We start from the raw sequence: 19,958 nt of genomic DNA on the forward strand, positions 1-19,958 counted from the left end.
GTGGTCAGTGGTCAGTGCACGGAGAGGGCGAAGATGTGGATCGCACCTTCGTCCGGCAGCGTCACCGACTCCACGGTTTTGCCCTCGGTCAGCGGCACGGAGTTACCGAAGAGCTTGTACCCGACGCCGAAGTTCGCTGGGCCATTCGGTGTGTTGCGGTGGTCGGCCGTCGCCACCGTGACCGCCCCGTACTCGGTACCCGCGGTGCAGCACCAGTTGGGGAGCCCGAGATCGCCGGTGCTCCGGCTGCCGTCGGTGTACGTGACGGTGACCTTGCCCTCGACGGTGCCTGCCTCAGCACCGAGGAACCACAGCGCCGAGCCGCTGCCACCGGTGCGGATCACCTGTCCGGCCGCCGAGACGTTGTCCGCGCTGCCCGGGCCGACGTCCGGGAAGGTCCAGCTCACACCGTCCTTGGTGAGCTGCGCGCCAGGCGTAACACCGGCCGCCGCCAGCGCCTGGGCCGAGTAGCTGTCGCCGCCACCGTCGAAGTTGCCGGTGGTGTAGTTGCCCTCGGCGGGCGGAGCGGACTCGTTGGTGACGCCGACGTTGTTGAAGGCCGACTTGAGGTCCGGGTACGGCACGACCGAGATGTTCGTGGCCTCGCCTGCCGCCGTGAGCTGCCCAGCAGCGCCCGCGTGATAGCCGGCGGTTGCGGTGAGCGTGGTCGCCGTGGTGCCGGGGACGGCGTCGGGCCCGGCGGCCCGTACCGTCACCGAGGCCGACCGGCCCGGTGCGATGTGGCCGAGACGCACATGGGACGGGGTGAGGGTCCAGCCGTCCGGTGCGCTGATCCTCAACTCCGTACCGGACAGGCCGGTATGACCGTGGTCGGCCACGCTGACCGTCCACGCCGAATCGGCGCCCTCGCCCGACGTCCGGTGCCAGCTGATCGTGGTGGCCGGCGCGGTGTGCGCCGCGGCTCCCTCGCGGACCCGGTAGAGGACGGTGCCGTGTGCGGGTACGTTCGCCGCGATGGCGCCGGAGGTCTCCGTCGTGTGCTGGGACCAGAGGTCCTTCAGCCGGTAGGAGGAGCCGGCCGGAAGACCCACATCGGCCGCCGTGGTGGTGATGGTGCGCGCCTGGTCGGACGAGTTGAAGAGGGCCACCGCCCGCTCACCGCCGGCGAGTTGTTTGGACAGGACGTCGTAGCCCTCGCCCTGTTGCACGATCCGGCCCTGCAGCCCGGTCGGGTCCTGGTCCACCGCGATCACGTCGGAGTTGCCGAGTACGGACAACGCGTCCGGGGAGGCCTTGGTCAGGTCGGCGCTCGAGATCAGCGGGGCGGCCATGACCGCCCACAGTGACATCTGGCTGCGGATCTCGTCCCCGGTGAGCCGCGACTGACCTGCCAGCAGGAAGTCGGGGTCGTTCCAGCGGCCGGGGCTCTGCAGGTCGGCGAGGGCCACGTTGTATCCGTAGTTGTACTTGATCGAGGACCACTTGGTGCGGGCGGATGCGGGTTCCATCGCGATGTCCGCGCCCTCCCGCCAGAGGTTGCCGACCTGTCCCGACCAGTAGATGACCTGGTGCCAGGTGTCCGCTGCGTCGTACTGGAAGTAGGCGGGCGCCGATACCGAGAAGACGATCGGTCTCCCGGTGGCGAGCAGGGCCTTGCTCATGTCGGAGTAGACGGAGTGGTACACCTGCTCCTGCGTCTCCCCGGAGACGGCGGGAACGTTGCACCCGTCCAGCTTGAGATAGTCGACCTTCCAGAACGCGAAGAGCCGGGCGTCCTGGTCGATGTGTCCCCACGAGCCGGGGTAGCCACCGCAGGTGCTGGTTCCGGCGTCCTCGTAGATGCCGAACTTCAGCCCCAGAGCGTGTAGTTGCCCGCCCATCCAGGCCATGCCGTGCGGGAAGCGCTGCGGATCGGCGACGAGGTTGCCCTGGGTGTCGCGGCTGTGGGTCATCCAGCAGTCGTCCGTGGTGACGGTGTCGTAGCCCTTGGCCGCGAGGCCGGACGAGACCAGTTCGCGGGCGTTGGACAGGACGTCGTTCTCGCTGATGTCGCAGCCGTAGTACGACCAGTTGTTCCAGCCCATCGGGGGCGTGGGGGCGAGGTTGGGGTACGGGTTATCGGCTGAAGCGGCCCTCGGCTGCTGCGCCGGACCGGTCGCCGCAGCGGCGCCGGGGGCGCCGGGGAAGGCGCTCAACAGCAACGCCGCGGCGGTGGCGGCCACGGCGAGTACGGGACGGCGGGGCCCGCCGGAAGTGCTTGTTCTCCTGAGCAAGACAGCTCTCCCTTGTTCGCACACACGGGGACGGTGTACTGGCGAACACGATGCCGAGAGTTGCTCGTTCGTGCAATATAAAAGGCGAGTTCAATCAGCATCAAGCATCGCCGCTTCGCATTCAGCTCGTCGTTGGCCCAGTACGCCGCTCCTGGCGCGACCGCGCGAGGTGATGGGCATCGCGGAGCAACGCGCCTGACCGGGTCCCCCAGCGAGGAAAGCGACGCTGCACACCGGTCCAAGCCCGGGACGCCCGGATCGTCCACCAGCTGCGTAGCGCCGGATACCGCGTCGACCCGCTCCGGACCCTGATGCCGGACCTGCTGGGCGGGCGCGCGTCGGGAGACGTCCGGGCCGCACTGGCGGCCCGGAACGCGAGAATCGCGGCTCGCTCCCATGCCCTGCTCGACGCTGCCGCCGCACTGAGTGCTGTCCTGCAGTCGGTCCGTCAGCCGATGTCGGCGCTGCCTTCCCGGTATATCTTCGCCGCAGCGATCCGCCCGTGGGCGATGTCGTAGAACCCTGCGATGTGATCGGTGAGCTCCGCACCGTCGAAGGTGAACGTCTCGACCATCTGGCAGGCGGCCCGGTCCTCCCCGACGATCAGGTGCTGGACCGTCAGCGTCGGCAGCAGACCCTCCATAGCTCCTGCGAACAACTCGGTGAGCTCCGCGCGGCCTCGCGCCGTCGTCCGGCCCGTGACCCACACGGCATCCTCGGTGAACCCAGCCATGAGAGTGTCGAGATCGTGGGTGTTGAAAGCCTCCACGTGGGTCCTGATGAGAGTTTCGATCACCCTCCGGATCGTAGCGCGGCACGGTGTTTTTTCAGCTCTTCTGTGAGAACCGAGGACCTGTCAGCCCAGCGTCCCGCCTTCGTCCGCAGTCGCCACAATGGCGCGAAGCGCCTGCCGACAGAGCGAGTCGGCGCGGCGCGTCGACTCGGGGAGTCGATAGGACCGGGCGAGGTGAAGAACGTTGTCGCATGCGTTGCCGAGTGAGACACGGTGTCCGATGGAGACGAATACCGGCTTGACGCCATCCTGCGTGCGCAGCGCTCGACCGACTTCCTCGCCGTCGTCCAGCAACGGCGAGGACTCCCCCCGGAGCCTCCCCGGTTCCTTGCAAGCGAACATGAAGGGATTCTTCGCGACACCGATCACCGGGAGCCCGGTGAGGACTCCGAGGTGACTCGCGAGGCCGAAGCGTCGTGGATGCGCGATTCCATAGCCGTCACAGATGACCATTCCGGGGTCGGACCGCAGCCGGCCGAGGGCTGCGAGCACTGCCGGAAGCTCTCTGAAGGCCAGCAGACCCGGCACATACGGGAACGCGACACGGCCAACGGCGGTGGCTTCCTCGACAACGGTGAGCGTCGTGGTATCGAGGACCACCGCGGCTGCCGCGACCAGGTTCCGCTCGTCGTCGTATGCCACGTCTACGCCCGTGACCGGCCCTTCGCCGGGCAGCGGGCCCACTTCGTCCAGCACGACTCGCGTCCTCAAGGCGTCCTGAACCTCGCGTGCGGCCGCGGGCTCCGCCGGCCATCCGTCGGGAACCGGCTCGATTACCGGCATCGGCCATTCTTCCTTCGTGGGACCCCGACGCCGGCGGCAAGCAGGGCGGCGAACCCAACCTGGGTGACGGTCAGTACGCGGCCTGGATCGTCGGACTCACGGAGCTGGATGGCTCCGTCAGATGTCGCGGCCAGCTCTACGCAGTTGCTGCCCTCGGCACAGTAGGAAGACTTCTGCCAGTCGGGTATGGGCACGGCTTTCCCCTATCGGAGGTCGTGGGCAATGGAGCGCACAAAACTGCGGGACTCGTCCGGTGCGAGGCTCAGTTCGCACATTCGGTCCAGCAGGCGGCGGTATTTTTCCAGTGGTGCCTCCGCATCGACGAGTACCGGACCGTGGGACTGGTCCAGGTGGACCGTGTCGAGCTCCGGCACGGCGCCCCGTGCGTAGACGAACGACTGTCCTGAGCCGGGGAACGCACCGGCTTTGAACGGGATGACAAGCACCGTGATGTTCGCCCTCTCGCTCGCGTCCGCCAGGTGCTCCAATTGCGCGGCCGCGACTACCGGACCACCGAACTCCATGCGGAGTGCTGCCTCATGGATGATCGCGGTGTACGGCGTCGGGCGCTCCCGATGAAAGATCTCCTGCCGTTTGATCCGATGCGAGAGACGGTGCTCGACCTCATGGGGAGGCAGCGGTGGCACGGCCTGCTGAAAGACGATGCGCGCGTGTTCGATGGTGTGGAGCAGGCCCGGCAGATGTGATGTCTGGGCGCTGAGCAACTCCGTCGCGCAGTACTCGAGTTCGGCCAAGTCGAGGAGTCCGGTGGGCAGCACGCCCCGGTAGTCTTCCCACCATCGGCGGCCGCGGGCCGCATTCAATGCGGCCAAAGCATCCACCAGGGCCAGGTCCGCACACTCGTAGCGACACGCCATGGCGCGCAACCGCTCCTCACTGACGCCCACCCGCCCCGCCTCGATCCCACTGAGCTTGGCTCGATCGAAACCGAGACTCTGCGCTGCGGTAACAGTGGACAGGCCGGCTCGCTCCCGGAGTCGGCGCAGCTCAGCACCAAGCCTTCGCTGCCGGACGGTTGGCGTATTTCGCGGCGACACCAGTTCAGCCTCCTTGGCGGACCCGAGCCAATCTACCTCGCTACATATATCCCCCGATTCGCGTCACATGTGACCCCAAACATGCGATACGGTGAGTCGCACAACAACTACTCACCGCAACTCCAGCCCGGAAGCGCACCGCCCTGCCCGCGCGCAGCAGGACGGCATTGCCACCGCTCTCGGCGTCGCGGACAGCCCGAACCCTCCGCAGAGACAGGACAGTTCTGTGCACCCGACGACCACCACTCTGGCCCCCGCCCCCGACCGGTGGGAGTGCAGCCTTCAGCTCACCAACGACCCGCGCGCTCCACGCCTCGCCCGCCGCACCGTGCGCTGGGCGATCCTCGACTTCTCTTTGGGGTCCGAACTCGCTGACATCGCTGAGTTGTTGACGAGCGAGCTCGTCGCGAACGCGGTGCAGCACTCGGACGGGCCCGTGTTCGTGCGGCTCGGCGCTCGGAACCGGACGTTACGGGTCTGCGTATGGGACAACCATCCCGAGCTGCCCGACCCGCTGCCCGGCGGCATCGAGGACACCTTCGGACGAGGTCTCCTTCTCGTCGAACAACTCGCCACCACCTGGGGACGGTATCCGCTCGCCTCCGACGGCAAGGTGGTGTGGTTCGAGCTCGTCGCGCCTCAGTGACGGCTGCGGCGACAGGTCAGGTTCAGCTCCCGCGCGGGGCTGGGCCGCACCTGATCGTGCTCCGGCATCCAGGAACCGGCGAGCGCGTGACGACGTAGGTCCCGGTGTCGCGGGCGACCGGGCTGATCCGGAAGGTACTGCGGGGCACGGCGCTGGTCGTGTGGGCCGCGCCGGAGACCTTGAGCCTGTACATGCGCGAGGGTGGCGGCGGTGAACATCGCGTTGGCCACCGCCTGCCACGTGATGCTGCCCGCACGGTGGGCTGTGACAGCGATCTGCGCCGCCTGCCCGGGCTGCGGTGAGGGAGCCGTCAGCCGCTCTCGAGTTCGGCTGCCCGGCGCAGGTCCTTCGGGCGCCCGACTGCCCGGCGCATCCGGATCAGGTCCTCACGGCGCAGGTAGTGGACCTCCGAACCGTCCGGGCCGGAAACGGTGAGCGCACGGCTGAGGAAGTCCTGGACCGGCAACTCCCCCCAGGGCAGAGCCGGAGTACAGCAGTCACCACTCGCTCGGGACGACTCGAACTGGACCTTGGGACTGAGGAAGGCCGCCGGCCCGAGCGCGACGGGCATGTCGTTGTCGTCGGTAAGGCGGCTGTCCACAGCGGCGAAGGCAGCCGACAACGCGTCAGCCCGCGTCGCATCTCCGTCCCACAGCAGGTCAAGGTCTCCGGTCAGCTCGGCCGATCCGTGCATGATCCCCGCGACCTGACCGATCACCACGGTTCGGGCTCCGGCCCGGTGCAGTGCCCTGAGCAGAGGGAACGGGTCGAAACCGAGGGCACTGTCCGTGGCGAAGGTGCCGGTGATCTCGTCGGCGTCATCATGGGTTCGGCCGGTGGCCGGCCGGCCACGGGTCAGCGCACGTGTGCGGTCCACCGCATCGCGCAGGAGCTCCAGAGGTCCGAGGTTCATCCGGCCATGAAACACCAAGTGCGTTACGCGACCAGGCGCAGCCAGGCCGACGCGAGTGCGGCGTGACCGGCCGGCGTCGGGTGCACGCCGTCCGCGGCCCAGTACTCCGGCCCGGTTGCCGCAGCGAGTTCGGCGAACATGCCGTCCGCGGCGAGCAGGTGCGCGCCGTATGCGCGGGCGAGCTCGCGCACGACCTGGATCTTCGGGTCCAGATCGGCCCGCCACTTCTTCCGGACCTCATCGTCGACGTACATGTCACCTGCCTCGACGCTGCCGCTGATCGGCAGGAGGAACGGCTCGATGAGAATCAGCTCCGTGCCCGCCGCGGCCAGCGGCGCGAGCAGCCGGTCGTAACCCGCGGCGAACTCCTCCGCGGAGATCAGGTAGCCGTCCGGGTCGAGACTGTGCCAGCCCGTGTCATTGACGCCGACGAGGATCGACACCACGTCCGGTCGCGCGTCGAGCACGTCCGCCTGCCACCGGGATTCCAGATCCATCACCTTGTGGCCCCCGACCCCGGTGTTCAGCCAGGTCACGGGCCGGTCCGAGTGCCTGAAGCCCCACTCGCCCGCGACGCGCAGCGGGTAGCCGAACCCGAGCCCCTCTTCGCTCTCCAGCCGTTGGCAGTCGGTGATCGAATCGCCGGTGAACATCACGGTGCTTCCCGGCCGAACGTTGATCGTCATGTGTGCTCCTCTTGCTCAACCCGAAGCCGGATGGGAACCCGGCAGGACCTCTCAAAAGGTGCCTGACCCCACCGATATCCGACCGACGACCCCGGATACGTCACCGACACCACGGCTACGCTGCCCGGTACTCAGAGCACGCGCTGGTAGCGGAGTTCGGTGAGCGTGATCTCGCCATAGGAGTCGTCTTGACTTGCACCGTCGGCTTGATAGCCGGCCCGCTCGTAGAAGCGCCGGGCGCGTTGGTTGTCGGAGAGAACCCACAAGGCCGACGCTTCGAACCCCTGGCCCTTCATCTGCGCGTGAGCCGCCCTCAGGAGCTTTCGGCCGATGCCCTGACCGGTCAGATCCGGCGAGACGTACACGGCGTAGACCTCACCTGCCTGCCCCGGAACGGATATCTCACTTCGACACGGCCCGAAGCAGATCCACCCCACCGGGCCATGGTCACCGATCGCCACGAGGTCCCGTGACTGCCGACGTGGCTGAGAGAAGAACCGCCGCCGCCGAACGGCATCACCTTCGACCGTCATCGCATCCAGGTACGTCTGGGGAAGCATGCCGACGTATGCCGCCTGCCACCCCCGGACCCGGATCGTCGAGACGGCCTCGATATCAGCCCTGTCCATCTCCCGCACGTGCACCATCGCGCCACGGTAATGCCAGAGGCACCGCCCCATCTATGGCTCCGCCGGGGCAGCGGCGAGCTCCACGCGGTGGCCGCCGTCGGCGCGGACCTGACGGAGGCTCTGATGCCCCTCAAGTTCCTTGCCACGCCGGGCGCCACCGGCCAAGGTGATCCACATGACAGCTATGACGCGACTGAGCAGAAAGCACAACTCCGTGCTTGTCATCCGGGATGCGGACCTGGTCTCCGAGGCTCTGCGTCGGGCGCTGGCCGATGCGCCACCCGAGGAGCGGCCGGGCCTGGAACGCGCCGCCGCGCTGGTCGAGTCCACCGCCGACGCCACCGAAAACCGGCTGCGCGCCCGCTGGGTGCGTGACCGGCTGGCGGCCGTCGGCTTCAGCGGGGAGATCGCGTCGGTCGCTGCGGTGAAGGCGCTGCGCCAGGCAGAGCCGCGGCTCAGCCTGGTGGCGGCGGTGCAACTGCAGAAGGAGGCAGTGGCCCATCCGGAGTGACCGGTCACATGGCCGTGTCGCTTCGTCGACCACCGCGGCACAGTCGGGATGGACCTGATACGTCAGAGATGCTCCATCCGGCTTGTACCTCACCCGGCGTAAGGATGCATCGTTGTCCTAAGGACTGGCCGGAGACGATCGCCGGATCCGAGCAGGGCGATGTCGAGTACGAACTCGTCCGGGCCAACTGGAAGCAGCGGCGGTAGCCGTCAGCTGCGCGAAGGGTGTCCGGCGGTCGCCGGCGAACGGAAGCCGCTGCCCCGGAGATCGCGCCGAAGATGCCGCCTCGCTGCCCCCTTCCCTTCCGGGTATGCTGCCGAATCCCTGAAATCGCAACTCATCCGTAGGGAAAGTTGCGTCAATGGGGTGCGGTTGCGACACTGTGGAGAACACGACGACGCGAGGGAGGCGGTTGTGCGAGACGAACTGACCGGCCTGGGGGCGCTGGGCCCATTGGCCCCAGCAGATCCGTCGCCGGATGCTGCTCCCGCCGCAGATGTCGGGCGCCGGGTAGGGCAAGCTCGCGCGCGGCGTGCGCTCACGGGTGAAGCTTTGGGCGCCATGGTCGGCCTGGGTAAGGACAAGATCTCGAAGATCGAGAACGGGCGGCGCAAGGTAAGCGTCAGAGAGCTTCCGAAGTTCGCGGAAGCTTTGGGCGTGACAGTCGCCCACCTGCTTGGCAAGCCCTCCCGGTCGGCCCTGGCCATGGCACACCGGCTGGCAGGCGATACCGGCCCTGACGAGAACTGCAATGCCAAACGCCGCGCTCTGGAGTTGCTGGAGGTCGAGGACGTCCTGGTCCAGCGCGCGGCGCCGCCACCCTCTTCGCCGACCTTGGCGGGCCGGCAGGTCCTTGACTACGCACGCGGAGAACTCTCCGGGCGCCCGCGCAACAAGCAGGAGGCCGAACGGCAGGGCAGGCGCCTTGCGGAGCACACGCGCCGCGGGCTGGATCTGGGATCGCACGAGCTGGGCGACCTCCCCGGACTGATCGAGCGACATTTCGGAGTTGACGTAGCGCTCTCCCCGCTCGGCAACACAACTGACGGCCTGTGTATCCACGGCGACGGCGTCGCACTGATCGTGGCCAGTACGGACTTCTCGCAGGGTCACGTGCGATTCACTCTGGCCCACGAACTCGGGCATCACCTGCTGGGCGACCCTCGGGATGTCATCAACGAGGGCGCCCGGGACATGTTCGCCGACACCCTGCAGGAAAGGCGCGTCAATGCCTTTGCGGGCCACCTGCTGATGCCCGAGGAGGGCATTCGCGAGACCCTCGGATGGCTGAGTGCTGGGCAGGTCACCGAGCGCAGCGTGGTAGCCCTCATGGAGCAATTCGGCGTTTCCGTGGCCGCCTTGGTCTACCAGCTGTGTGTCCTGGGACGGATCACCTTCGAGCAGGGCCAGAAACTGCGAGAGCAGGGGGCCCGCAGCCTCGTCACACGTCACGCGTCGGTCGCTCCCACCGGTGCGGCCATCACGGTCCGGCGCACCGTCCGAGCCCCTGAGCGCCTCTTGGGCGCGGCGGTGGAGGCTGCCCGCAATCAGCTTGTGGGGCTCGGAGTAGTTGCGACCCTGCTCCAACGTGAAGACGACGAAGCACTGTGGGATGCGGTAATGGAAGCTGAACCCGAGGTGCTCGTCTGAATGCGGCCGGCGCGGTGACAGCTCCCGCGCCCCGGAAGCGCGCCCTGTGGTTCGTCGACACGTCCTCTCTCCTGTCTCTCGCCGCTGACGACGCCCTGCGCAAGGCTGTCGAAGGTGAACTCTCCTCGCAGAGACGTGTCTTGTTGGACGTTGTCCACGACGAACTGGTCGGCTTGGCCGGCCGAGGGGAGCCATGCCTCCAAAGTCTGGCCACCGAGGCTTTAGGGCAGTTGGACTGGCTCGGCGACCCGGTGGACACCAGCACCTTCGTCATACCTGACCGCGTGATCGAGATCCAGGACATCTTGCGCAGCGGCAGAAGCCTGAAGCATCCGGCAGAGCACTGGGCAGAGTCGGTGATCATGGCCATGGCCGAAAGGCTCCAGCATACGGACCCTCACATGCTGAGCGAGGACTACAACGCGCGCGTCGAATCGACCTTTCATCACGTCACACCGTTCAGCATCCACAAACTGCTGGCGCGCATGGTCCGGCAAGGCGGGCTGACTGCCGGTGAAGCAGCCGCCTTCGCGCAAGCCCTTGAAGCCGCCGACAGGGGCGCCGACTACACAACCGACGATTTCCTGGCCGGCCGGTTGGGACGGGTGGGCCGCCCCTGACTCCGGGCCGCTACCGACCGCGACCATCACAGGGAACGAAGAGAACGAACTGAGCAGCTCGGACCCCGACTCGCGCTGAAGCGCTGCCCGGAACACGATGGGTGGCGCCTCTTCCCGCCGGGGCAGCGACATTGGTGCCCGTCCCCGACTGTGCGAGCCCGGCCAGGGGTTGCGCACTGTGCGCCCGCCGCCGCGCCTGGTGCGAACGGCGACAACGTGAACGCCCCAAGCCCTTGAGCTGCCTACTGGTTTGCTGTCGGCTTCGTTGTCTGCGGGACGGCCTTGACGAATACGATCCCGTCGTTTCCGGCCAGGTGGGCCGGGTCGAGTGGGGAGTAGCCGTAGTAGGGGGACACGCGAGGGGCTGGCGGTGTGCCGCCGAAGGCGGTGGCCAGCCGCGGGGCGTCGACGATGTAACGGTCCTCCGGGAGCGCGTACAGGAGTCCTTCGACGGTGTCGGGTGGCGGGGTGCCCACTCCCTGGTGCCGGATCGTGCCGAGGGCCGTGGCCAGGAAGGTGTACCCCTCGCCCAGGTGGGCGCTCACCAGCGCGCCGGCGCTCCACCACTCGAGCGGTAGGTCACCCATCCGCATGCTGCTCCGGTTCCGCTGGAGATGGCCGTTGTGAGCGTGGACCAGTCCCGGGCCACGTTCGGCGAGGGCGATGAGGTTGTCGGCCATCATCTGGTCCCGCAGACCCACCATCCGGGTCATGCGCGCCGGTGAGGTGTCTGCCATCCAGTGGTGGTAGCGCAGCAGGCCGGTCGCGGTGCGCCCGTACAGGCGGGCCAAGTCCCGGTCGTCCCGCGATGTCGCCGTGATCAGGTGCGGCATCTGTGCCTCGAGCAGCGCCACCAGATCGTCGGCGAGCAGCCTCAGCTCCCTGGCGTCGGCCGACTGCCCCGTGGACTGAGCCGGATCCATCATCGCGGCGGGATTGGTCCACCGGTCGTTGGCGCCGAGCAGGTGGTCGAGTGTCTCCGCGGTGCAGGGGAGCAGGTGTGCGTCAAACCGGGACGAAAGGTAGCGGTGGAGTGCGGTGAGGGCCGGCCTGGGGCTTTCGGCTCCAGTGATCTCCAGTGGGCCGTCGAAACCGGCGAAGCGGAGATACTCGGACGCGGGCCGGCCGTCGTTGTGGGCGCGCATCCAGCGCACGAGTTCGCGGTTGGCGGCGGACGCGCCCCAGCCGTGGCTGAATCCGTGCTCCATGACTTCGTCGAGGTCGCCCGTCCCAGAGGTGACGTAGTCGTCCACGACCAGGCCCCTCATGCAGTCGCTCTCGATCGCGATCGTCCGGTAGCCCTCCTGCTCGACGAGCTCCCGGAAAAGTTGGTTGCGCAGGTCGAGCAGAGTGTCCTCGCCGTGGGTGGGCTCGCCGAGAGCGAGCAGCCGGGGCCGGTCCGGGAACAGTCTCATGACGGCGGCTGCCTCGACGGCATGGGTGATGTCGCTGATGTCAGTGGCCATGCCTTCAACGGTATCGTTGAACCTTCGGTTGAGACCTTTCCCGAATATTGGCGAGGTTATGGGACGGAACCTTCAAAGCGGTGAGCGGCTCAGGCCGGTTGACCTGGCGCGCGAGCATGGTCTGTCCACGCAGGCGGTCAGGAACTATGAGGAGGCCGGCATTCTTCCTGCGGCCGGTCGCACATCCCACGGCTACCGCACCTATACGCCACTGCACGCCGGGGCCCTGCGCGCGTTCCTCGCCCTGGTTCCCGGCCACGGGCACCGGACGGCGACGTCGATCATGCGGGCGGTGAATGAGGGCGCGGTCGATGAGGCTCTCCGCCTCATCGACACCGGCCACGCCCAGCTCCTCGACGACCGGCGGACCCTGCAGACCGTGGAGAGCACGCTCCGCGGCCTGGCGCCCACCACGGCCTCCGAACCCGGTGTCGGATCCGGACCGGACGCAGTGTCCCGGTCCGGCGGCACGTTCATCGGGCCGCTGGCCGGGAAGCTCGGGATCCGGCCCGCGACGCTGCGCGCTTGGGAGCGTGCCGGGCTGGTGAGCCCGCGCCGCGACCCGCTGACCGGGTACCGCGTCTATGACGAGGCCGACGTACGGGACGCCCGGCTGGCCCACCAGCTCAGGCGGGGCGGCTACCTGCTGGAGCAGACCGCCCAGCTGATCGCCCAGGTCCGGGCGGCAGGCGGTCTGGAGCCGCTGGAAGCCGCGCTCTGCGACTGGCGCGACGGGCTGTCCGCCCGCGGGCGCGCGATGCTGACCGGTGCCGCCGAACTGGAGGCGTTCCTCCGCAAGCGCGGATAGGACTTCGCGCTGCAGCGACCTTCGTGTCCGGCTCCTCCGCGCCGGCCCTCCTGCCGCAAACGCAAGGGCCGGGGCGGGACCCCTACCTGCGAAGCCCCGCCCCGTGCGTGCCGTTCGCGGCCCCGCGCTAGATGACCAGGCTCAGCAGCGCCGCCATCGCGAAGCCGGCTACCGAGAGGACCGACTCCAGGACCGTCCACGACTTCAGGGTGTCGCGTTCCGAGATGCCGAAGTACTTGGCGACCATCCAGAAGCCGCCGTCGTTGACGTGCGAGGCGAAGATGGAACCGGCCGAGATGGCCATGATGACCAGGGCGAGGTGGGCCTGGGAGAGGCCCTGGCCTTCGACCAGGGGAAGCACGATGCCGGCCGTGGTGACGATGGCGACGGTGGCGCTGCCCTGGGCGACGCGCAGGACCAGGGATATCAGGTAGGCGAGCAGGATGACCGGCAGGCCGACGTCGTTGAAGGTCTTGGCGAGGGCGTCCGCGATGCCGCTGCCCTTGAGGACCGCGCCGAAGATGCCGCCCGCGCCGACCACCAGCAGGATGTTGCCGACCGGCTTGAGGGAGGCGGTGGAGACCGCTTCCAGGGACTTGCGGCTCCAGCCGCGGCGGATGCCGAGCAGGTAGTACGAGAGGAAGAGCGCGATCGTCAGGGCGACGAAGGGGTGGCCGAAGAACTCCAGGACCGAGCGGAGCGTCGAGGGGTCGAGGACGATCGAGGAGAACGTGGCGAGCAGGATCAGGATCAGCGGGGTGCCGATGATAGCGAGCACGGTGCCCAGCGGGACCGGCTTCTCCTGCTGCTTGACGCCGGAAGCCTGCTGCTCGGCGAGGACCGCCGCCTTGGCCTCGGCCGCGGCCTCGACCATGTCCTGAGGCACCTCGACGAAGAGCCGCTTGCCGATCCACGCGGCGTACACCCAGGCGGCCGCGACCGCGGGGAGCCCGCACGCGGCGCCGATGACGATGATCCAGCCGAGGGATACGTGGAAGAGTGCGGCGGCGGCGACCGGGCCCGGGTGCGGGGGCAGGAAGGCGTGGGTCATCGACAGGCCCGCGAGCAGCGGCATCGCGTACAGGACGATGGACCGGCCGGACCGTTTGGCGGCGGCGTAGACGATCGGTGCGAGGACGAAGATGCCGACGTCGAAGAAGACCGGGATACCGAAGATGAGGCCGGTGAGGCCCATGGCGAGCGGGGCGCGCTTCTCGCCGAAGAGGTTGAGCAGACGGCCGCTCAACACCTCGGCGCCGCCGGAGACTTCGAGGATGGCGCCGAGCATCGTGCCGAGGCCGATGATGATCGCGATGTGTCCGAGGATGCCGCCCATACCGGACTCGATCATCGAGACGGACGACGACTTCTGGACGGTGCCGAAGAGTTCCGTGACGGAGAGCCCCGCCGCGAGGCCGACGGCTATGGAGACGCCGAGCAGCGCGACGAACGGTTGCAGTCTGACCTTGATGATCAGGAAGAGAAGGAGGGCGATGCCCAGGGCTGCGACGAGCAGCAGACCGGTGGTGCCGCCGACGAGGGCGAGCAGACCGCCCGTGTGCGGTGGCGCGGCAGGGGTGGCTGCGGCGAAGTACATCAGGGGAACTCCATTGTTACCAGGGGGACTTCAGGGCAGGGCGGAGCGCGACACGGCGCCCCGTGGTGCGGGTGGGAACGGGGCGCCGTGTCGTGGTGCGGTGTGGTGATGTGCTGCGGGATGATCGGAAGGCTCTCGATCAGCCGAGTACGGCCAGCGCGTCGACCTCGATGAGCAGGCCCGGGGGCAGACCCACGTACACGGTGGTGCGGGCCGAGGCAGGGGCCTTGAGGCCCTGCTCCTCGAAGTAGGCGTTGTAGATCTCGTTCATCTCCGCGAAGTGGTCCACGTCCGTGAGGTAGACGCGCATCATCATCACGTCGTCCCAGCTCGCGCCGCCCTCCTCCAGGATCGCCTTGACGTTGGCGAAGGTCTGCAGGGTCTGCTCGCGCAGGGTCGGGCCTGCCGGGGTCGGTGCCTGGCCCTCGACGGCGGGCAGGAAGCCGACCTGGCCGGCGACCTGGAGGATGTTCCCCTTGCAGACGCCGTGCGAGAATTTCGCCGGCGGGGTGGTGTGGGTGGACGGGGTGAGTGCGGTCTTCTCGGTCATGCTCGGGTTTCCTTCGGGGGGTCGGTCCGGTGGACGGTCGGGGGGTCGGTCCGGTTGGCGGTCGGGGATACGGACTTGGGCTGCGGCGCCGTGCCCGCGTACTCGCCGCTGATGGCGTCGGCGGTGCGGCGCACCAGAGGCAGCAGGGTGAGGAGTTCCTCCGCGCTGACGACCACATTGGGCGCCGACATCGACATCGCGGCGACGACGCGGCCGTCCACGCCCCGGATGGGGGCCGCGACGCAGTTGATGGACTCCTCGTGGCCACCGAGGTCGGTGGCCCAGCCCTGTTCGCGTACGGCGGCCAGCTCCTTCAGGAAGGCGCCGGCGTTCGGTGTCGAACGGGCCGTGTACGTGGGGTAGTCGAGCCGCTCTGCGACGGCCCGCCGCTCCGGCTCGGGCAGGTCCGCGAGCAGCAGCTTGGCCACGGCGGCGACGGTGATCGCGACGGGCTTGCCGATACGGGAGTACATCCGTACCGGGTAGCGGCTGTCGACCTTGTCGATGTAGAGGACCTCGTTCTCCTCGTACACCGCGAGATGCACGGTGTGCCCGCACTCCTCGTTGAGTTCCGCCAGGTAGGGGTGGGCGATCTCGCGTACGTCGAGGTTCTCGACGGCCTCCTGGGCGAGGGCGAAGAGCCGGGTGCCGAGACGGTAGCGCTGGTCCTGCTGGCGGTAGACGAGTCCGTGCTCAAGGAGCGTACGCAGCAGTCGCAGCGCGGTGGACTTGTGAACGCCGAGTCGCTCGGCGACCTGACCGAGGTCGGCCGGCCCCTGCGCGAGCAGCGGCAGGATCGAGAGAGCGCGGTCCACGGTCTGGCTCATGTCGTACGTACCTCCTGCTCCGGGGCCCCGGTCCAGCCGGGGCCGACCCGCAGTCTCCCCCAGGCGGCGTCGTCGAGGCCCGCGAGCCGGTCCGCGTGGGCCCGGGCCGGTGGCGCGGCGAGGTCGCCGTGGACGGTGAGGGCGGCGGCTGCCGCCAGGTGGCCGTGCCGCGCGCGCTCCCTGACCGGGAGGTCGCGGAGGGTGGCGGAGAGGTAGCCGGCGGCGAAGGCGTCGCCTGCGCCGATGGGGGCGGCGACGGTTACGCGGAGCGCTGGGATGTACGTGACGGTTTCGGGGGCTGCGCCCCCGGGCCCCCGCTCCTCAAGCTCCCCCAGACTCCGTCCGGGGGGACCCCCAGGAGGGGCTTGATTTCGCATCGGGTCAGCAGAGAACACCACTACCCCAGCAGCCCCCCGCTTGACCACCAGTACCCCCGGCTCCGGCAGGGCGCGGCGAATTGCCTCGGGGCCGTGGAGGCCCCAGGCCGTCTCCGCTTCCGTCTCCCCCACGAACACCACGTCCGCCCCGCGTGCCAGGTCGAGCAGGACCTGCGGTCCGTCCGCCTCGTGCCACAGGCCCGGTCGGTGGTTGACGTCGAAGGACACCAGCGGGCGGCCCGGGGCGGGGGCGGTGAGTTCGCGCATCAGGGCGAGGCAGTCGGGGGACAGCGCGGCGGTGATGCCGGACAGGTGCAGGATGCGCCCGGACCACAGGTCGTCGCGCCGGAAGCTCGCCGGGGACATCGCGGCGGCCGCGGAGCCGGCCCGGTAGTAGGCCACCTCGTGGGTGTCGCCGTCGCGGTCCTCGGCGGTGCGGAAGTAGACGCCGGTGGGCCGGTGCGGATCGCGCTGGACGGCGGAGGTGTCGACGCCGTACGAGGCGATCGTCTCGACCAGGTGGTCGCCGAAGCCGTCGGCGCCGACCCGGCTGACCCACTTCGCGGTGTGGCCGGCGGCGGCCAGCACACAGGCGACGTTGGACTCGGCGCCGCCGATGCCGCGGTCGAAGGACGGTACGTCGGCGAGGCGGCCCGGTTGCGAGGGCAGGAACGTGACCATGGACTCGCCGAGACAGACGACGTCCACGGGTGTGTGTTGCGCGGTCACGTTCGCTCGTGCTCCTTGATGGGTGGGCGGCGGCCGGGCGATCCGTTGACCCGGCGATGGCTCGGATGTTAGACAGCAGTGAGCGATAGGCGCAATGAGCGTTGCACAGGTTGCAACGCGACTCTCCGGGAGGCTCCATGACCAGCGGCTCCATCACCAGCGACGAAGTGGTCGACCATCGGTTCAAGGGACTGCCGCCCGGCGCTGCCGGACTGACCGTCGACGCGCTGGCTGCCGAGCGGCGGAACCTCTTCACCGGCGGGTTCACCACCCCGGTGCTCGCGCTCTCCGCCGAGTCGCTGGAGCACAACCTGGCGCTGATGGAGACCTACTCCGCACGGCACGGCCTGGCCTTCGCCCCGCACGGCAAGACCTCGATGGCCCCACAGCTCTTCGACCGGCAGACCGAGCGCGGCGCCTGGGGTATCACCCTGGCCGTGCCGCACCAGGTGCGGGTGGCCCGTGCCTTCGGGGTGCAGCGGATCTTCGTGGCCAACGAGGTCGTGGACGCGGCGGCGCTGCAGTGGATCGCCGGCGAGCTCGCGGCCGACCCCGGCTTCCGGTTCCTCTGCTACGTCGACTCGGTGCGCGGCGTCGAGCTGATGGACGCGGCGCTGCGCGGCTGTGTACGCCCCGTGGACGTGGTCGTCGAGCTGGGCGCGGGAGACGGGGCCAGGACCGGCGCCCGTACCGAAGCCGACTGCGCGGCGGTCGCAGACGCGGTGGCCGCCACCCGGACGCTGCGCCTGGTCGGTGTCGCCGGGTACGAGGGCGAGGTGCCCGGCGCCGACGGCAAGGGGGTCTCCCCGGCCGAAGGCTGGGGGAGGGTGCGCGACTGGCTGCGCCGGCTCGTCGCGCTGGCCGTCGCCCTCGACGGCGCGGGCCACTTCGAGGGACTCGACGAGATCGTGCTGAGCGCGGGCGGCAGCGCCTGGTTCGACGCGGTGGCCGACGTCTTCGCCGAGGTCCCCGAGCTTTCCGCGCCGGTGCTGAAACTGCTGCGCTCCGGTGCGTACGTCTCGCACGACGACGGCCACTACAAGCACATCACTCCCTTCAACCGGGTGCCCGAAGAGGGCGCCCTGCAGCCCGCGTTCCGCCTCTGGGCCCAGGTGGTGTCCCGGCCGACCGGCGAGCAGGCGTTCGTCAACGCGGGCAAGCGCGACGCCGCGTACGACCTGGACCTGCCGGAGGCACAGGTGGTCAGGGACGCGCGCACCGGCGAGATCCGGCCCGCCACCGGCATTTCGGTCAGCGGTCTCTCCGACCAGCACGGCTGGCTGCGGACCACCGAAGAGGCCGACCTGGAGGTCGGCGACTGGGTGGGGCTCGGGCTGTCCCACCCGTGCACCTCGTTCGACAAGTGGCAGCTGATCCCGCTGGTCGAGGCGGACGGCACCGTCACCGACTACATCCGCACGTACTTCTGAGAGGCCGGCACCAGGTCATGGATCTCGTCATCCGCGACGTCCGCGTCATCGACGGCACCGGCGGCGCCTCCTACCGCGCCGACGTCGCCGTCGACGGCGGCCGTATCACCGGCATCGTCCGCGAGGGGGCCGGCCGGCGGCCGGGCGCGGTGCGGGTGCTCGATGCGGACGGTCTCGCACTCTCGCCCGGCTTCATCGACATGCACGCCCACTCCGATCTGGCGCTGCTGCGCGACCCGGGGCACGAGGCGAAGGCCGCGCAGGGCGTGACGCTCGAAGTCCTCGGCCAGGACGGCCTGTCGTACGCGCCGGTGGACGACCGGACGCTCGGCCAGGTCCGCCGGGCCATCACCGGCTGGAACGGCGACGGCTCCGACATCGACTTCGACTGGCGGACCGTCGGCGGCTATCTGGACCGGCTGGACCGGGGCATCGCGGTGAACGCGGCGTACCTGATCCCGCAGGGCACCGTGCGGATGTACGCGGTCGGCTGGGACGACCGGCCCGCCACCGACGACGAGATCCGGCGGATGGAACAGCTGGTCGCGGAGGGCTTGGAACAGGGCGCCGTGGGCATGTCGTCCGGGCTCACCTACACGCCGGGGATGTACGCGGACGACGCCGAACTCACCGAGCTGTGCCGGGTGGTGGCGCGCTACGACGGCTACTACTGCCCGCACCACCGCAGTTACGGGGCCGGCGCGCTCCAGGCGTACGAGGAGATGGTCGGCCTGACCCGGGCCGCGGGCTGCGCCCTGCACCTGGCGCACGCCACCATGAACTTCGGGGTGAACAAGGGAAAGGCGCCCGAGCTGCTCGACCTGCTCGACCGGGCCCTGGCGGGCGGCGCCGACATCTCTCTCGACACCTATCCGTACACCCCGGGCTGCACCACCCTGGTCGCGATGCTGCCCAGCTGGGCGAGCGAGGGCGGCCCCGACGCGATCATGGCGCGGCTGACGGACGACGCGACGGCGGAGCGCATCCGCCGGGTGATGGAGGTCGAGGGCGCCGACGGCTGCCACGGGGTGCCTATCGAATGGGACACCATCGAGATCTCCGGGGTCCGTGATCCGGCGCTCGCCGGCTACGCCGGCCGGACGGTCGCCCGCAGTGCCGCCGAGCGCGGAGAAGAACCGTGGGTCACCGCGCGCCGGCTGCTGATCGAGGACCGGCTCGGATCGACGATCCTGCAGCACGTCGGCCACGAGGACAACGTCCGGCAGATCATGCGTCACCCCGTGCACACCGGCGGAAGTGACGGCATCCTGCAGGGCGACAAGCCGCATCCGCGCGCCTACGGCACGTTCCCGCAGTACCTCGGTCATTACGTGCGCGAGTTGGGGGTGCTCAGCCTGGAGGAGTGCGTGGCCCACCTGACCTCCCGGCCCGCCGCCCGGCTGCGGCTTCCGGACCGGGGCCTGGTCCGCGAGGGCTACCGCGCCGACCTGGTGCTCTTCGACCCGCAGACGGTGGCGGCCGGTTCCACCTTCGACGCGCCCCGCACCCTGCCCACCGGCATCCCGCACGTCCTGATCGACGGCCGCTTCGTGATCGAGGACGGCAAGCGCACGGAGATCCTCGCGGGGCGCTCGGTGCGGCGTACACCGGGACGTTCACCGGGGCGGGCGTGAGGCCGCCCACGCCCCGT

Annotated in this window: 20 protein-coding genes; 7 read left to right on the forward strand and 13 right to left on the reverse strand. The window is 69.3% G+C overall.

The features are described from left to right. Positions 1 to 11: 11 nt before the first annotated feature. The 5 genes from AB0M87_RS10405 to AB0M87_RS10425 all read right to left on the reverse strand — a co-directional run bounded on the left by AB0M87_RS10405 (position 12) and on the right by AB0M87_RS10425 (position 4,868). On the reverse strand, positions 12 to 2,183 hold the full coding sequence (locus AB0M87_RS10405) for an NEW3 domain-containing protein (protein WP_365851528.1): 2,172 nt from the start codon (positions 2,181 to 2,183) through the stop codon (positions 12 to 14). Between the two features lie 499 nt (positions 2,184 to 2,682). Further along, positions 2,683 to 3,030 (reverse strand): nuclear transport factor 2 family protein, encoded by a 348-nt coding sequence (locus tag AB0M87_RS10410; RefSeq protein ID WP_365851529.1) that lies wholly within the window; start codon positions 3,028 to 3,030, stop codon positions 2,683 to 2,685. Between the two features lie 60 nt (positions 3,031 to 3,090). Then, entirely contained in the window at positions 3,091 to 3,810 is a 720-nt protein-coding gene (locus AB0M87_RS10415; protein ID WP_365851530.1) for an endonuclease V, read from the reverse strand. After that, the gene (locus AB0M87_RS10420; RefSeq protein WP_365851531.1) at positions 3,801 to 4,004 is read right to left on the reverse strand and encodes a DUF397 domain-containing protein; all 204 of its coding nucleotides are present in this window, start codon (positions 4,002 to 4,004) and stop codon (positions 3,801 to 3,803) included. The genes AB0M87_RS10415 and AB0M87_RS10420 overlap by 10 nt, the downstream gene beginning before the upstream one ends. A gap of 9 nt (positions 4,005 to 4,013) precedes the next feature. Further along, positions 4,014 to 4,868: a helix-turn-helix transcriptional regulator gene (locus AB0M87_RS10425; protein ID WP_365851532.1), complete on the reverse strand. Its 855-nt coding sequence runs from the start codon at positions 4,866 to 4,868 to the stop codon at positions 4,014 to 4,016. 226 nt (positions 4,869 to 5,094) lie between these two features. Here AB0M87_RS10425 and AB0M87_RS10430 point away from each other — a divergent pair, with 226 nt between their 5' ends. Beyond that, positions 5,095 to 5,514 carry an ATP-binding protein gene (locus AB0M87_RS10430; RefSeq protein WP_365851533.1) on the forward strand — a complete coding sequence of 140 codons (420 nt, stop codon included), beginning with the start codon at positions 5,095 to 5,097 and terminating at the stop codon, positions 5,512 to 5,514. Positions 5,515 to 5,824: 310 nt separating this feature from the next. Here AB0M87_RS10430 and AB0M87_RS10435 read toward each other — a convergent pair whose 3' ends face one another. The 3 genes from AB0M87_RS10435 to AB0M87_RS10445 all read right to left on the reverse strand — a co-directional run bounded on the left by AB0M87_RS10435 (position 5,825) and on the right by AB0M87_RS10445 (position 7,760). Further along, positions 5,825 to 6,427 carry a hypothetical protein gene (locus AB0M87_RS10435; protein WP_365851535.1) on the reverse strand — a complete coding sequence of 201 codons (603 nt, stop codon included), beginning with the start codon at positions 6,425 to 6,427 and terminating at the stop codon, positions 5,825 to 5,827. Between the two features lie 23 nt (positions 6,428 to 6,450). Next, a complete protein-coding gene (locus AB0M87_RS10440) occupies positions 6,451 to 7,113 on the reverse strand; it encodes an SGNH/GDSL hydrolase family protein (protein WP_365851536.1) in 663 nt (220 codons plus the stop codon). A 131-nt stretch (positions 7,114 to 7,244) separates the two neighbouring features. Continuing rightward, positions 7,245 to 7,760, reverse strand: a complete 516-nt coding sequence (locus AB0M87_RS10445) for a GNAT family N-acetyltransferase (protein WP_365851537.1) — start codon at positions 7,758 to 7,760, stop codon at positions 7,245 to 7,247. A 157-nt stretch (positions 7,761 to 7,917) separates the two neighbouring features. Between AB0M87_RS10445 and AB0M87_RS10450 the strand changes: the two genes are divergently transcribed. From AB0M87_RS10450 to AB0M87_RS10460, 3 genes are all read left to right on the forward strand, one after another. After that, positions 7,918 to 8,253: a hypothetical protein gene (locus AB0M87_RS10450; RefSeq protein ID WP_365851538.1), complete on the forward strand. Its 336-nt coding sequence runs from the start codon at positions 7,918 to 7,920 to the stop codon at positions 8,251 to 8,253. A 414-nt stretch (positions 8,254 to 8,667) separates the two neighbouring features. After that, positions 8,668 to 9,903 (forward strand): XRE family transcriptional regulator, encoded by a 1,236-nt coding sequence (locus tag AB0M87_RS10455; RefSeq protein WP_365851539.1) that lies wholly within the window; start codon positions 8,668 to 8,670, stop codon positions 9,901 to 9,903. Between the two features lie 140 nt (positions 9,904 to 10,043). After that, a complete protein-coding gene (locus AB0M87_RS10460) occupies positions 10,044 to 10,523 on the forward strand; it encodes a hypothetical protein (RefSeq protein WP_365851540.1) in 480 nt (159 codons plus the stop codon). Positions 10,524 to 10,765: 242 nt separating this feature from the next. On the opposite strand, the gene AB0M87_RS10465 is transcribed toward AB0M87_RS10460, so the two are convergent. After that, the gene (locus AB0M87_RS10465; protein WP_365851541.1) at positions 10,766 to 11,989 is read right to left on the reverse strand and encodes an erythromycin esterase family protein; all 1,224 of its coding nucleotides are present in this window, start codon (positions 11,987 to 11,989) and stop codon (positions 10,766 to 10,768) included. A gap of 58 nt (positions 11,990 to 12,047) precedes the next feature. Here AB0M87_RS10465 and AB0M87_RS10470 point away from each other — a divergent pair, with 58 nt between their 5' ends. Then, the gene (locus tag AB0M87_RS10470; protein ID WP_365851542.1) at positions 12,048 to 12,797 is read left to right on the forward strand and encodes a TioE family transcriptional regulator; all 750 of its coding nucleotides are present in this window, start codon (positions 12,048 to 12,050) and stop codon (positions 12,795 to 12,797) included. A 127-nt stretch (positions 12,798 to 12,924) separates the two neighbouring features. On the opposite strand, the gene AB0M87_RS10475 is transcribed toward AB0M87_RS10470, so the two are convergent. From AB0M87_RS10475 to AB0M87_RS10490, 4 genes are all read right to left on the reverse strand, one after another. Further along, a complete protein-coding gene (locus tag AB0M87_RS10475; protein WP_365851543.1) occupies positions 12,925 to 14,394 on the reverse strand; it encodes a gluconate:H+ symporter in 1,470 nt (489 codons plus the stop codon). 139 nt (positions 14,395 to 14,533) lie between these two features. Beyond that, entirely contained in the window at positions 14,534 to 14,944 is a 411-nt protein-coding gene (locus AB0M87_RS10480; protein WP_365851544.1) for a RidA family protein, read from the reverse strand. Next, complete coding sequence (locus tag AB0M87_RS10485) at positions 14,941 to 15,771, reverse strand: IclR family transcriptional regulator (RefSeq protein ID WP_365851545.1); 831 nt, start codon at positions 15,769 to 15,771, stop codon at positions 14,941 to 14,943. The genes AB0M87_RS10480 and AB0M87_RS10485 overlap by 4 nt, the downstream gene beginning before the upstream one ends. Beyond that, positions 15,768 to 16,877 carry a sugar kinase gene (locus AB0M87_RS10490; RefSeq protein ID WP_365851546.1) on the reverse strand — a complete coding sequence of 370 codons (1,110 nt, stop codon included), beginning with the start codon at positions 16,875 to 16,877 and terminating at the stop codon, positions 15,768 to 15,770. The genes AB0M87_RS10485 and AB0M87_RS10490 overlap by 4 nt, the downstream gene beginning before the upstream one ends. 137 nt (positions 16,878 to 17,014) lie before the next feature. Here AB0M87_RS10490 and AB0M87_RS10495 point away from each other — a divergent pair, with 137 nt between their 5' ends. Further along, a complete protein-coding gene (locus tag AB0M87_RS10495) occupies positions 17,015 to 18,307 on the forward strand; it encodes an amino acid deaminase (protein WP_365851547.1) in 1,293 nt (430 codons plus the stop codon). A gap of 17 nt (positions 18,308 to 18,324) precedes the next feature. Next, positions 18,325 to 19,941, forward strand: coding sequence for a D-aminoacylase (locus AB0M87_RS10500; RefSeq protein WP_365851548.1), 1,617 nt, complete (start codon positions 18,325 to 18,327; stop codon positions 19,939 to 19,941). The last annotated feature ends 17 nt before the right edge of the window (positions 19,942 to 19,958 follow it).

Origin of the sequence: Streptomyces sp. NPDC051320 (assembly GCF_040682175.1) — a bacterium.
Taxonomy (GTDB): domain Bacteria; phylum Actinomycetota; class Actinomycetes; order Streptomycetales; family Streptomycetaceae; genus Streptomyces.